General features: G+C 67.6%; 1 protein-coding gene (cut by a window edge). It reads left to right on the forward strand.

Going from position 1 to position 15,818, the window contains the following annotated elements:
- A protein-coding gene (locus tag ACQPXH_RS05590) for a non-ribosomal peptide synthase/polyketide synthase (protein WP_433603317.1) crosses the window boundary here: on the forward strand, nucleotides 1-15,818 show its beginning. The gene runs 28,954 nt beyond the window's last position; 15,818 of the gene's 44,772 nt are visible here — the first part of the coding sequence; the start codon lies at nucleotides 1-3; the stop codon falls past the right edge of the window.

The raw sequence follows: 15,818 nt of genomic DNA on the forward strand, positions 1-15,818 counted from the left end.
TTGGACCGGCTGGATTTCGGCGGAAACGGCGAAACTGGTGGCGAACGGGCGCACGCTGCTTCGAGGGAGTCGAGCGAGCCGTTCCCGTTGTCCCCGGCGCAGTTGGGTATCTGGTACGCCCAGCACGTCGACCCGCAGGTGCCGATCAACATCGCGCAGTACGTCGACCTGCACGGCGACCTCGACCTCGAGGTCCTGCGTGAGGCGCTGATCAACTCCGGGCACGAGCGCGGCTCCGGCATGCTCTGCATCACCGAGATCGACGGCCAGCCGTATCAGTGGATCGACTACACGATTCCGGACCGGGACAAGGTCTACTACGTCGACTTCCGCGGTGAGGCCGATCCCAAGGCCGCCGCCATGGCGTGGATGCGCGCCGAGTACAGCGCCCCGCTGAACCTGCTCGAGGATCGGCTGCTGCGCTTCGCGGGCCTGCAGGTGGGCGATCACCACTGGTACCTGTACCTGCGCGCGCACCACATCGTGTTGGACGGCTTCGGCGCGGTGACCAACCTCTCCAGGGTCGCCAACTGGTACACCGCCATGTTGAACGGCACCGAGCCCGCACCGGCCAATGCCGCGCCCCTGCGCACGCTCTACGAGCAGGAGATGGCCTACCGCGACAGTTCCCGGTTCCAGTCGGACAAGACGTACTGGGCCGAGCGGGTCGCCGGTGTGGAGGACGGCACCAGCCTGGCGGGCCGGTCCGCGGGACCGGCGCCGATCAACACCCTCAGCAGTGTGCTGCTCTCGGACGAGCAGAACGCGGCGCTGGAAGCGGCTGTGGCGCGCCATGATTCGTCGCCGGCCGGGTTGCTGCTCGCCGCGTTCGCCGGATATCTGGCGCAGTGGACCAGCTCCGAGGACGTGATCCTCAGCCTGCCGGTGACCGCGCGAACCACCGCCGTGATGCGCCGCTCCGGCGGCGTCTCGTCGAATATCGTGCCGTTGCGGCTGCGGATCGGGCACGAGACCACCGTGGCCGATGTGCTCAAACAGGTCCAGGTCGAGGTGACCGGCGCGCTGCGCCACCAGCGCTACCGACACGAGGACATCCGCCGCGACGCGGCCGGTGCCGGCGTGGTGACCAGGGAGTTCTTCGGCCCCTGGGTCAACATCATGCTGTTCCAGGACAAGATCAGCATGGGCTCGATGGTCGGCACCATGGTGGTGCTGTCCACCGGCAGCATCGAGGATCTCGGCGTCAATTTCTATCAGTCCGAGGGCGGTTCGCGCGCGCGCATCGACTTCGAGACGAACCCGAACCTGTACTCCGAGGCGGAGACGCAGCGTCAGCACGCACGCTTCCTCGAATTCTTCGAGCGCTTCCTGCGGGCCGAGGCGGATGCGCCGGTCTGGGGCCTGGAGCTGACCACCGCGGCGGAGCGGGAGCTGACCGTCGCGGAGTGGAACGACTCCGAGCAGGACGTCTCGGATACCACCCTGGCGGCGCTGCTGGATGCGCAGATCCAGCTGACTCCGGACAACGTCGCGCTGGATTTCGAGGGCGCGCAGCTGACCTATGCGGAGTTCGCCGCGCGGGTCAATCGCCTGGCCCGGTTCCTGATCGCCGACGGTGTCGGACCGGAATCGCTTGTCGCACTTGGCATGCGACGTTCGCTCGATCTCGTCGTCGGTATGCACGCGGTGCTCAAGGCGGGTGGCGCGTATGTGCCGATCGATCCGGATCATCCGGCCGATCGCACCGCCTACATCCTCGAGTCCGCGGCACCGGTCTGTGTGCTGACGGTCTCCGGTGACGAACTCGAGCTGCCGGAATCGGTGCGCCGGGTGGAAATCGACACCCTCGACGTTTCCGCGTACGACGATGCGCCGGTGGCGGATTCGGAGCGGCGCGCGCCGCTGCGTCCGGACAACACCGCCTACGTGATCTACACCTCGGGTTCGACCGGACGCCCGAAAGGTGTTGCGGTAACCCATCATGCGATCGTCAACCAGCAGCTGTGGATGCTCGACGAGTACCGCCTCACTGCCGACGACGTGTACCTGCAGAAGACCGCGACCACCTTCGACGTATCGCTGTGGGGTTACTTCCTGCCGCTGATGGTCGGCGCGAAACTTGTTGTCGCGACGCCGGACGGGCACCGCGATCCGCTGTATGTCGCCGAGATGATCGAGCGGCACGGTGTCACCGTCACCGACTTCGTGCCGTCCATGCTGACGGTCTTCGTCGCCCATGCCACCGCCGCCCAATGTGCCACGCTGCGTGCGGTTTTCGTCATCGGTGAGGCGCTGCCGCCGGAGACCGCCGCGAAATTCAGGGAGATCACCGCTGATTTCTCCGGTCGCTCCGCAGGCTCCGCTGATTTCTCTGGTCGCTCCGCAGGCTCCGCTGATTTCTCTGGTCGCTCCGCAGGCTCCGCTGATTTCTCTGGTCGCTCCGCAGGCTCCGCTGATTTCTCTGGTCGCTCCGCAGGCTCCGCTCCTGCCGGTCTGCACAACCTGTACGGCCCCACCGAGGCTGCGGTCTCGGTCACCTACTGGGAGGCCACCGGCGCGGACACCGTCACGGTGCCGATCGGTATCCCGGAGTGGAATGTCCAGGTCTACGTGCTGGATTCGCGGCTGCGCCCGGCGGCCGTCGGCGCACCGGGTGAGCTGTATCTGGGTGGGCGTCAGCTGGCGCGCGGTTACCGCGGTCGCCCGGACCTGACCTCGGATCGGTTCGTCGCCAACCCGTTCGGCGGCAATGGCGAGCGCATGTACCGCACCGGTGACCTGGTGCGCTGGAACGTCGCGGGGACCCTGGAATACATCGGCCGCACCGACTTCCAGGTGAAGTTCCGCGGTCAGCGCATCGAGCTCGGTGAGATCGAAACCGACCTCCTGGCCCATCCTGCGGTCAGCCAGGCCGCGGTGCTGGTGGTGGATACCGCGACCGGTCAGCAGTTGGTCGCCTATGTCGTGCCCGTGCCTGGCCAGTCGATCGCTCCGTCGAATGGCCACTCCGCAAGCTCCGTGGATGTGATCGACCTCACCCGGTTCGTCGCGGAAAAGCTGCCGAGCTACATGGTGCCCGCGGCGATCATGGTGCTGGACGCATTCCCGCTCAACACCTCCGGCAAGCTGGACCGAAAGGCTTTGCCGGAGCCGGTGTTCAGCGTGGACGCGACCACATTCCGTGCCCCGCGTACCCCGGCCGAGCAGATCGTGGCGGCGATCTTCGCCGATGTGCTCAGCCAGGAACGCGTCGGCATCGATGACAACTTCTTCGATCTGGGCGGCAACTCGCTGGTCGCCACCCAGGTGGTGGCGCGGATCGGCGCGGCATTCGGCACCCGGATCGGCGTGCGTGCGCTGTTCGAGACCCCGACCGTGGCCGGTCTGGCCGCCCGCGCCGAATCGGCGCCGCCCACCGATCGGCCGCGACCGGCCCTGGTGGCCCAGGAACTGCCCGAGCGGGTGCCGCTGTCGCTGGCACAGCAGCGGATGTGGTTCATCAACCAGTTCGACTCGACGGTGCCGACGTACAACCTGCCGTTCGTGGTGCGGTTGGGCGGTCGCGTCGATTTCGACGCGATGCGGGCCGCGCTCACCGATGTGCTGACGCGCCAGCAATCGCTGCGCACCATCTTCCCCAACTCGGGCGACGGCGCCTATCAGCAGGTGCTGCCGATCGAGGAGGTCGACCTCGGCGTCGACGTGCAGCCGCTCGAGGCGTCCGAATTGGTCGACGTGCTCACCGAATTCGCCTCCGCCGGCTTCGACGTCTCGGCCGAGCTGCCCATTCGGGTGCGCCTGTATCAGATCATCGGTGCGTCCTCGGATGACACGCCCGAGTACGCGCTCGCCTTCGTCGTGCACCACATCGCGGCGGACGGCTTCTCGTTCGGGCCGCTCGCGCGCGACGTCACGACCGCGTATCTGGCCCGCGCGGCCGGGGAAGCGCCCGCCTGGGCGCCCCTGCCGGTGCAGTACCGCGACTACACCCTGTGGCAGCGCGAATTGCTCGGCGCCGAAAGCGATTCCGAGTCCATGGCCGCCCGGGAGATCACCTACTGGCGCGATGCGCTGGCTGGTCTGCCGGATCAGCTGGATCTGCCCACCGATCGGCAGCGTCCGCCGGTGCAGAGCTTCCGCGGCGCGCAGTTCGCTTTCGATATCGATGCCGAACTGCACACCCGGCTGAGCGCACTGGCCCGCGCCGAGGGCGCCACCCCGTTCATGGTGCTGCACGCCGCGCTCGCACTGCTGCTGGCCCGGCTGTCCGGCACCACCGATATCGCCATCGGCACCCCGGTCGCCGGACGCGGTGAACAGGCCCTCGACGACCTGATCGGCATGTTCGTCAACACGCTCGTGCTGCGTTCGGAGGTCGATCCGGGTCGGTCCTTCACCGAATTCCTCGGGCGCACCAGGGAAGTCGACCTCGCGGCGTTCGCATACAGCGATGTTCCGTTCGAACGTCTCGTCGAGGTGGTCAACCCGACCCGCTCGCAGGCGCGGCATCCGCTGTTCCAGGTGATGCTGTCGTTCCAGGAGATGTCGCACGGCACGCTGGAACTGCCCGGACTGTCGGTGTCGGCCGCCGAACTCGAAGTCCACATCGCCAAATTCGATCTGCTCTGGACGCTGACCGAACAGCGCGGCAACCAGGGTGAGCCCGCGGGCGTTTCGGTGGTCGTCTCCTACGCCACCGACCTGTTCGACGAGGCGACCGTCTCCTCGTTCGCCGATCGACTGGTACGGATTCTGCGCGGTGTGACCGCGGATCCGGCGGCGATCGTCGGCGATATCGATCTGCTCGACGAGCGCGAGGTCGAGCTGGCACGCGACGGCTGGCACGGCGCGCCGCGTGAGTTCGAGGCGGCCGGGACGGTGAGCGATCTGTTCACCCGCCAGGTGGCCGCGACGCCGGACGCCATCGCCGTGGTCGACCGTTCCGTCGACGGCTTCACCCCGGCCGTCGGAGCGTCATTGACCTACGCGGACTTCGGCTCTCGGGTGCACGCACTCGCGCGCTGGCTGATCCGGGCGGGCGTCGGCCCGGATGTCCCAGTCGCACTCGGTATGCGACGCTCGCTCGACCTGGTGACCGCGATCCACGCGGTGCTCGAGGCCGGTGGCACCTATGTGCCGCTCGATCTCGATCAGCCTGCCGAACGCATCGCCCATGTGCTCGATACCGCGGCGCCTGCCTATGTGCTGACCACGTCGCGGGACCGGTTCGCGCCGGAGGGCCTGGAGTCGGTCGTTGAGGGCCTGGAGTCGGTCGTTGAGGGCCCGGAGTCGGTCGTTGAGGGCCCGGAGTCGGTCGTTGTCGACGAGCTCGATCTGTCCGGGATATCCGATGCCCCGGTGACCGATGCCGAGCGCGTATCGCCTTTGCGCCCAGAGCATTTGGCGTATGCGATCTTCACCTCGGGCTCCACCGGTCGCCCGAAGGGCGTCGGGGTATCGCATGCCGCGCTGGTGCACCAGATGCGCTGGCTCATCAGCGAATTCGGGCTCGGCGCCGACGATGTGGCGCTGTACAAGACCCCGGCCACCTTCGACGCGTCGGTGTGGGAGCCGTTGGCGCCCTTGCTGACCGGCGGCCGGACCGTCATCGCCACCCACGACGGCTACCGCGACACCCAATATCTGACCGAGGTCATCGCCGCCGAACAGGTCACCGTGACCTCGTTCGTGCCGTCGCTGCTGACCGTATTCGCCGGCACCGTCGATCCGGCGGCACTGAACTCGGTGCGCATGCTGCTGGTCGGTGGTGAGGCGTTCACCGGTGAGGCGGTCGAGGCGTTCCGCAAGCTCGGCCGCCCCGATATCACGCTGATAAACCTTTACGGCCCAACCGAATTCACCGTCAACGCCACCCACGCGGTCGTCGGCGAGGTGGTGCGCGGCGCGGTGCCGATCGGTGCGCCGGTCTGGAACACCCAGGCCTATGTGCTCGACGCGCGACTGCATCCGGTGCCCCCGGGTGTCGCGGGTGAGCTGTATCTGTCGGGCGACCAGCTGGCGCGCGGTTATCTCACCCGGCCGGATATGACGGCCGACCGTTTCCTGGCGAATCCGTTCGGCCCCAGCGGTTCTCGCATGTACCGCACCGGTGACCTGGTGACCCGCGATGCCGTTGGACAGATCGTCTACAGCGGTCGCACCGACTTCCAGGTGAAACTGCGCGGTGTCCGGATCGAGCTCGGCGAGATCGAAGCCGCCCTGCGCGCCCATCCCGCGGTGGCGCAGGCGGTCGCGCTGGTCCGTTCCGACAGTCGGCTCGGCGACCAGTTGGTCGCCTATGTGGTGCCGACCGAGGCCGAGCCGGAGGCGGGATTCGATACCGCGCTGCGCACGCATCTGGCAGGCATGGTGCCCACCTACATGGTGCCCGCGGCGTTCGTGACGCTCGAGGCCATGCCGCTCAATGCGAACGGCAAGCTCGATCGGCGCGCTCTGCCCAAGCCGGTCTTCGAGGTGCACACCTTCCGTGCGCCGAGCACACCCATCGAGGAGATCGTCGCCCAGATCTTCGGTGAGGTGCTCGACCTGCCGCGCGTCGGCGTGGACGACGACTTCTTCGAACTCGGCGGCAACTCACTGATCGCCACCCAGGTGGCCTCGCGCATCGGCACCGCACTCGATACCAGGGTGCCGGTGCGGATGGTGTTCGAGGCGTCCACCGTGGCCGCGCTGGCGGCCCGGGTGGAATCGCATGCCGGTGCCGGCGCCCGCAGTGCCCTGGTCGCCCAGGAGCGCCCGGAGGAGGTGCCGCTGTCGCTCGCGCAGCAGCGCATGTGGTTCCTCAACCGCTTCGATACCGCCTCGGCGGTCAACAACATTCCGGTCGCCATCCGGCTCTCCGGTGATCTCGATGTCGCCGCACTGCAGGTCGCGGTCATCGACGTGATCGACCGGCACGAGTCGCTGCGCACCGTCTTCCCGGAGACCAAGAGCGGTCCGGTTCAGGTGGTGCTCGACGCGGCGCAGATCGTGCCCGACCTGACCCCGTACCGGGTCACCGAGGAGACCCTGGTCGAGCATCTGATCGACCTGGCCTCCATGGCCTTCGACGTCACCGACGAAGTGCCTTTGCACGCAAGGCTTTTCGAGATCAGCGAGTCCGAGTTCGTACTCGGCATGGTGGTGCACCACATTTCGGCCGACGGTTGGTCGATGGGGCCGCTGGCGCGTGATGTCATGGTGGCGTACGCCGCGCGCACCTCGTGGGAGTCGCCCGCCTGGTCCGCGCTGCCGGTCCAGTACGCGGACTACGCGCTGTGGCAGCGCGAGGTGCTCGGCTCCGAGGGCGATCCGGCTTCGCTGATCTCCAGCCAGATCCGGTACTGGACCGAACAACTCGCCGATCTGCCCGACGAATTGGTGCTGCCTTCGGACCGCCCGCGTCCGGCGATCGCCTCCTACCGCGGCGGCACCTACGCGTTCGTTATCTCCGCCGAGACCCAGCGTGCGCTCATCGATCTGGGTCGCAAGCACAATTCGTCGCTGTTCATGGTCATGCACAGCGCGCTCGCCGTGCTGCTGGCGCGGGCCAGCGGTACCAGCGATATCGCCATCGGTACCCCGGCCGCCGGTCGTGGTGAGGCCGCGCTGGACGACCTGATCGGCATGTTCGTCAATACGCTCGTATTGCGCACCGATGTCGCGGGTTCGGCGAGCTTCGCCGACCTGCTCGCCCTGGCAAGGGAAACCGACCTGCAGGCGTTCGCGCACGCGGATCTGCCGTTCGAGCGCCTGGTCGAAATTCTCAACCCGGCCCGCTCGCAGGCCCGCAATCCGCTGTTCCAGGTGATGCTGGCGTTCCAGAACATCAAGCAGGCCAACCTGGAATTGCCCGGACTGTCGGTCAACGGCATCGATTACGACGCGCGACTGGCCAAATTCGATCTGCAGCTGACCCTGCAGGAGACCCAGGAATCGGGCGAGGCCGCCGGTATGTCGGCCGAAATCTCCTATGCCCTCGATCTTTTCGACGAAGACACGGTGGCGGCCTTCGCACGGCGTCTCGATCGGATCCTGGCGGCCATCATCGCCGATCCGACCGTGCCGATCGGCGATATCCAGCTGCTCGACGATCAGGAAACCGCACTCGCGGTGGTCGGCTGGAACGACACCGAGCACGACTTGCTGCCGCGTCGTCAGCCCGGTCGTACCCCGCGTCGTTCGGGTGTTCGCAAGGGTGGCGGGCTCACCCTGGTCGGCGAGTTCGCCGCGCAGGCCGCGGCCACGCCGGATGCGGTCGCGATTGTGGATCCCGCGACCGCCTCGAGTCGCTCCGCGACGCTGACATATGCCGAGTTCGCTGCGCGCGTGCACCGCTTGGCGCGTCGGTTGATCGAGGCCGGTGTGGGTCCGGAAAAGCTGGTCGCCCTCGGTCTGCGGCGTTCGGTCGATTTCGTGGTCGCGGCGTACGCGGTACAGGAGGCCGGCGGCGGCTATGTGCCGCTGGACCTGGATCAGCCCACCGAGCGGATCAGCTATGTGCTCGAGTCGGCGGCACCGGCCTGTGTGCTGACGACCTCACGGGACAACTTCGAAAGCGGCGGGCTGCCAACGCTTTCCATCGATGAGCTCGAGCTGTCCGAGTACTCGGACGCGCCGGTCACCGATGCGGAGCGGATCGCACCGCTGCGGGCGGAGAACACCGCGTACGTCATCTTCACCTCCGGTTCGACCGGTCGGCCGAAGGGTGTGGCGCTGCCGCACGCGGCCGTGGTCAACCAGATCCGTTGGATCACCGGTGAATACGGCATCGGTGCCGATGACGTCGTGTTGTTCAAGACCCCTGCCACGTTCGACGTGTCGGTGTGGGAGTTGTTCGGCCCGTTGTCCACCGGTGGCCGGATTGTCGTCGCGAGCCCGGACGGGCATCGCGACCCGCAGTACCTGGCGGAGGTCATCGCGGCCGAACGGGTCACCATGACCTCGTTCGTGCCCTCGATGCTGACCGTCTTCGCGGGCAGTGTGGATGCCGCCGGTGGCGCGGCGCTCGAGTCGTTGCGCGCATTGCTGGTCGCCGGTGAGGCCTTCACCGGTGACACCGTCGCCGCCATTCGCAAGGTCAGCTCGGCCGAGCTCTACAACCTCTACGGCCCGACCGAGTTCGCGGTGCACGCGACGCACGGTCCGGTGGCACAGGGCCTGGTCGGCGCGGTGCCGATCGGTCTGCCGGTCTGGAATGCGCAGGCGTATGTGCTCGATGCCCGCCTGCATCCGGTCGCGCCGGGTGTCGCGGGTGAGTTGTATCTGGCCGGTGCGCAGTTGGCGCGCGGTTACTTCGGGCGCACCGATCTGACCGCGGATCGCTTCGTGGCCAACCCGTTCGGCGCCTCCGGATCCCGGATGTACCGCACCGGCGACCTGGTGACCCGCAATGCCGATGGTGCCATCGTCTACCTCGGCCGTACCGACTTCCAGGTGAAGCTGCGCGGTCTGCGCATCGAGCTCGGTGAGATCGAAACCGCCCTCACCACACACGATTCGGTGGCCCAGGCGGTCGCGCTGGTGCGTGCGGATGCGCGGACCGGTGATCAGCTGGTCGCCTATGTGGTGCCCGCCAATGGCGGCACGGTCGACCTCGACGAGCTGCGTGCGCACCTGAGCGAGCAGCTGCCGTCGTACATGGTCCCCGCCGCCATCGTGGTGCTCGACGCCATGCCATTGAACCCCAACGGCAAGCTCGATCGGCGCGCGCTGCCCGAACCCGTCTTCGAGGCCAAGGAATTCCGCGCTCCGTCGACCCCGATCGAAGAGATCGTCGTCGACATTTTCAGCGATGTGCTGAGTCACGAGCGCATCGGCATCGATGACAACTTCTTCGATCTCGGCGGCAACTCGCTGGTCGCCACCCAGGTGGTGGCGCGACTCGGCGCGGCACTGGACACCCAGGTACCGGTGCGACTGCTGTTCGAGGCGCCGACCGTCGCCGCACTCGCCGCGCGCATGGAGGCCAGCGCCGGGGCCGGCGCCCGCCAGGCGCTGACCGTGCGCCCTCGGCCGGAGTACCCGCCGCTGTCGCTCGCGCAGCAGCGGATGTGGTTCCTCAACCGCTTCGACGCCGATTCGGCCGCCGACAATATTCCGGCGGCGGTGCGGCTGCACGGGCATCTCGATCTGCCCGCGCTGCGCGGAGCGATCGCCGATGTGATCACCCGGCACGAATCGCTGCGCACGATCTACCCGTCGCATGAGGGCGTGGCCTACCAGCAGGTGCTCCCGGCCGCGCGGGCGATTCCGGAACTGGAGATCGTCCCGGTCGCCGAAAGCGAATTGGGCAGTGCCCTCTACGAATTCATCGGCCGCGGCTTCGATATCACCACCGAATCCCCGGTGCGGATTCGGCTCTACCAGGTCGAGCGTGCGCCGCTGAGCAGCAAGAAGTGGCGCGACAACACTCAGAACCACGTGCTCTCGGTCGTGGTGCACCACATCGCGGCGGACGGCTTCTCGATGCGTCCGCTGGTCCGCGATCTGATGTCGGCCTACATCGCGCGTAGTTCGGAATCCGCTCCGGTCTGGCCGCCGCTGCCGGTGCAGTATGTGGATTACGCACTGTGGCAGCGTGAAACGCTCGGCTCCGAGGACGATCCGACCTCGCTGATCTCCGAACAACTCGGCTACTGGCGCGAAACCCTGGCCGGACTGCCGGAGGAACTGCGTCTGTCGCCCAAGCCGCGGCCGGTCGTCGCGTCGTATGCGGCGCGCACGCACCGATTCCAGCTGCCCGGCGCACTCGTGGAGGCGCTCAACCGTGTCGCGCACGAGCACAACACCACGCTGTTCATGGTGGTGCACAGCGCCTTCGCGACCCTGCTCGCGCGGCTGAGCGGTTCGGATGACATCGCCATCGGCATCCCGGTGGCCGGTCGTGGCGAGCAGGTCCTCGACGACCTGGTCGGCATGTTCGTCAACACCCTGGTGCTGCGCACCCAGGTCGATCCGACCGAAGCGTTCACCGATCTGCTCGCCCAGGTGCGCGAGCGCGATCTGCAGGCCTTCGCACACGCCGACGTACCATTCGAGCGTTTGGTCGAGGTGCTCAATCCGGCTCGCTCGCAGGCGCGCCATCCGCTGTTCCAGGTGATGCTGTCGTTCCAGAACCTCGGCCGCACTTCGCTGGAGCTGCCCGGACTCGCGGTCTCCGAACTCGGCATCGATCCGCCGACCGCCAAGGTCGACCTGCAGCTCACGCTGAGCGAGGGTGCGGAATCGGAGATGGCCGCCGAACTCGTCTATGCCACAGATCTTTTCGACGATCGGTTCGCGGAGGCGTTCGCCGAGCGGTTCGTCCGGGTGCTGCGCGGTATCACCGCCGCACCGGCGATCGTGGTGGGCGATATCGACCTGCTCGACGACACCGAGCGTGCCCAGGTGCTCGACCGGTGGAACGAGACCGAATTCCCGGTCGACGCGGCACTGACCTCGCCGGTCGGCGATGCGGCCGCGACGCTGGTCTCGCTGTTCGAGGCGCAGGTGCTGCGCACACCGGACGCGTACGCGGTCAGCTACGACGGGACAAGTCTGGCCCACTCGTCCCCCGACCACCATCCCTCATCGAGTCGCTCCGCGACGCTGACATATGCCGAGTTCGCCGCCCGCGTACACCGGTTGGCGCGCTGGCTGAAGCAGAACGGCGTCGGCCCGGAATCCTATGTGGCCCTGGGCATGCGGCGCTCGATCGATCTGCTCGTCGGCATGTACGCGATCAATGCCGCCGGTGGTGCGTACGTGCCGCTGGATCCGGATCATCCGGCCGAGCGCATCGACTACATCCTGGAGACCGCGCGACCGGTCTGTGTGCTGACCTCCGGCACCGATCTGGAGACCACGGTGTCGCGCCAGGTCCGCATCGATGAACTCGACCTCGCCGAATTCTCCGATGAACCGCTGACCGACGCGGATCGGCATCGCCCGCTGCGTCCGGGCAATACCGCGTACGTGATCTTCACCTCGGGTTCGACCGGTCGTCCCAAGGGTGTCGCGGTCTCGCACGCGGCGATCGTCAACCGCTTGGTGTGGATGCACGCCGAATACGGTCTGTCCGCCGAAGACGTTGTGCTGCAGAAGACTCCGGCGACCTTCGACGTGTCGGTGTGGGAGTTCTTCTGGCCCTTGCAGGTCGGCGCGCGCCTGGTCGTCGCCAAGCCGGACGGTCACCGTGATCCGGCCTATCTGGCGCGCCTGATCGCCGACGAGCAGGTCACCACGGTGCACTTCGTGCCGTCCATGCTTTCGGTATTCTTGAGCACGATTGCGGCGTCCGCGGGTCCCTATGGGGTTACGCAAGCTACCTCCTCCGGGCCCGTCGCTCCCGCCGCGGCCGACGACCGCGCGGCCGAATGCGCCAGTCTGCGTAATGTTTTCGCCTCCGGTGAGGCGCTGCCCGCCGTGGCCGCGCAGCGCCTGCGCCAGCTGACCGGCGCGCGACTGCACAACCTGTACGGCCCCACCGAGGCCGCGGTCGACGTCACGTTCCACGAGGTGACCGATGCCGATATCAGCTCGGTGCCGATCGGTGCGCCGGTGTTCAACACCCAGGTGTACGTGCTGGATTCGCGGTTGCGTCCGGTGCCCGCGGGCGTTCCGGGTGAGCTGTATCTGGCGGGCGCGCAGTTGGCGCACGGCTATGTCGGCCGCCCGGATCTGACCACCGAACGTTTCGTCGCGAACCCGTTCGGCGCCGCCGAGCGCATGTACCGCACCGGTGACCTCGTCATGTGGACGCCGCGCGGTGAACTGGAGTACCTGGGCCGCACCGACTTCCAGGTGAAGCTGCGCGGTCTGCGCATCGAACTCGGTGAGATCGAGTCGGCGCTCACCGCACAGGCCGCGGTCGCGCAGGCGGTCGTGCTCGTGCATTCGGATGACCGGACCGGCGATCAGCTGGTCGCCTACCTGGTCGCGAATCCGGACCGGGCCATCGACATCGAGACCGTCAAGAACACGCTCGGCGACCAGTTGCCCGCGTACATGGTGCCCGCGGCCTACATGGTGCTCGACGAGTTCCCGCTCAATGCCTCCGGCAAGCTGGATCGCAAGGCGCTGCCCGCACCGACGTTCGCGGCCAAGGTATTCCGCGCGCCGACCACCCCGGTGGAGGAGATCGTCGCGGGCACCTTCGCCGAGGTGCTTGGTCTGCAGGGCGTCGGCCACGGCGTCGGCTTGGACGACGATTTCTTCGAACTGGGCGGCAACTCGCTGATCGCCACCCAGGTCGCCGCGCGACTCGGCGCGGCACTGGACACCCAGATCCCGGTGCGCGCGCTGTTCGAGGCTTCGAACGTCGCCGCACTCGCCGCTCTCGTGGAATCGGCAGCGGGCGAGGGCGGTCGGGCTCCGCTGACCCCGCAACCGCGCCCCGAGCTGGTCCCGCTGTCGCTGGCCCAGCAGCGGATGTGGTTCCTGAACCGCTTCGACAATCGCACCGCGGTCAACAACATTCCGGTCGCCGTCCGGCTCACCGGCGATGTCGATATCGCCGCGCTGAACGCCGCGGTCGGCGACGTGCTGGCCAGGCACGAGGCGCTGCGCACCATCTACCCGGAGATCGAAGGCACCGGTTACCAGCACGTGCTGCACACCGACGAGGTGCGCTTCGAGCTGGCGACCGAGGCGATCGCTCCCGGCGCGGTGCCCGCGCGCATCGTCGAGCTGGCGAGCGTGTACTTCGATGTGACCAGCGAGGTGCCGTTCCGGGCCAACCTGCTCAGCATCGATGAGCAGAACCATGTCGCGGTGCTCGTCATGCACCACATCAGTGGTGACGGTTTCTCGCTGCGTCCGCTGCTGCGTGACGTGGTGCTGGCCTACACCGAGCGCAGTCGCGGCGAGGTGCCCGCCTGGGCGCCGCTGGATGTCCAGTACGCCGACTACGCGCTGTGGCAGCGCGACGTGCTCGGCAGCGAGGACGATCCCGAATCGGTCGCGGCGCAGCAGCTCGCCTACTGGACCGAGCAGCTGGCCGATCTGCCCGATCAGATCGAACTGCCCGCCGACCGCTCGCGGCCCGAGGTCGCGTCCAATGCCGGTGGCACGCACGGCTTCTCGATCGACGCCGAATTGCACGGAGCACTGGCCGAACTCGCCCGCGCCCGCGGGGTCACGCTGTTCATGGTCATGCACGCGGCACTCGCGGCCTGGGCGGCCCGGCTGTCCAACAGCACCGATATCGCCATCGGCACCCCGATCGCCGGACGCGGTGAACGCGCGCTCGACGATCTGGTCGGTATGTTCGTCAATACGCTGGTGCTGCGCAACGAGGTCGAGCCGAGCGCCAAGTTCAGCGATCTGCTCGCGCAGGTGCGCCGCACCGATCTGGCGGCCTTCGCCAATGCCGATGTGCCGTTCGAGCGGCTGGTGGATGTCCTCTGGGGACGGCAAGGCGGCGGAGCCGCCGGGGTGGGTAAGCACAGCCCGGCCCGGTCCCAGGCACACCACCCGCTGTTCCAGATCGCGTTGACCTTCGAGGCCGCCTCGGCCGCGGAAATGGGCACCGTCGCGCTGCCTGGCGTCGAGCTGTCGGTGGTCGAATTCGATCCCGGCACAGCCAAATTCGATGTGCAGCTGACCGTCGGCGAGACCGCCGGCGGTGCACTGGGCCTGTCCTGGAACTACGCTACCGAGCTGTTCGATCCGGAGACGGTGGCATCGTTCGCCGATCGCCTGGTCCGGATTCTGCGGAGTGTGGTCGAGGATCCCGAGATCGTCATCGGCGATATCGATCTGCTCGGTGAGGCCGAGCGGCTCAATGTGTCGCAGCGCTGGGTGTCGTCCGGATTCGACAGCCTGGCGCGAGCGACGGGCCCGGAGGAGGCAGCCCGCGTAACCACGCGGGGCACCAGCGCCGCAATCCGATACAGCGCACCGCGATTCAGTACACCGGGTACCACGCTGGTCGATCTGTTCGAGCAGGCGGTGGCCGCGCATCCGGACAATACGGCGGCCAAATTCGGCATCGAGTCGCTGACCTACGCGGAGCTGGATCGGCGCGCGAATGTGTTGGCGCGCAGGCTGATCGCCGACGGCGCGGGTCCCGAGTCGCTGGTCGCGGTGATCCTGCCGCGGTCGCTCGATCTCGTGGTCGCGCTGCTCGCGGTGGTGAAGACCGGTGCGGGCTATGTGCCCGTCGACCCGACCTACCCGGCCGACCGCATCGCCTACGTACTCGCGGATTCGCGTCCGACCAGTGTGATCCTCGATTCGACGGTTCAGGTGAGGGTGCCCGACGAGCTGCCGACCGTGGTGCTCGACGGATTCGCGGTGGAGACCGGCAATGTCGAGGACGCCGACGATGCGCCGATCACCGACGCCGACCGCCTCGCGGCGCTCACCCCGGACAATGTCGCGTACGTGATCTACACCTCCGGCTCGACCGGCCGCCCGAAGGGTGTCGCGGTCGCGCACCGGAATGTGGTGCGGCTGTTCGCCAATACCGATCGCGATTTCGGCTTCGGCCCCCGCGATGTGTGGACGCTGTTCCACTCCTACGCCTTCGACTTCTCGGTGTGGGAGCTGTGGGGTCCGCTGCTGTTCGGCGGCACCCTGGTGGTCGTCGACTACTACACCTCGCGCTCGCCCGAACAGTTCCTGGAACTGCTGCGGGTGGAACAGGTCACGGTGCTCAACCAGACGCCGTCCGCGTTCTATCAACTGGCCGAGGCGGATCGCAATGCCGCACCGGATGCCGAACCGCTGGCCTTGCGCTACGTGGTGTTCGGCGGTGAAGCCCTCGAATTGCGCAGGCTTTCGGATTGGGTTGCCCGACACGGTGACGGCACCGACCGGCGCTCGGCACATGTCGCTCCGCTGCTGGTCAATATGTACGGCATCACCGAGACCAC

Origin of the sequence: Nocardia sp. CA-135953 (assembly GCF_050955735.1) — a bacterium.
Taxonomy (GTDB): domain Bacteria; phylum Actinomycetota; class Actinomycetes; order Mycobacteriales; family Mycobacteriaceae; genus Nocardia.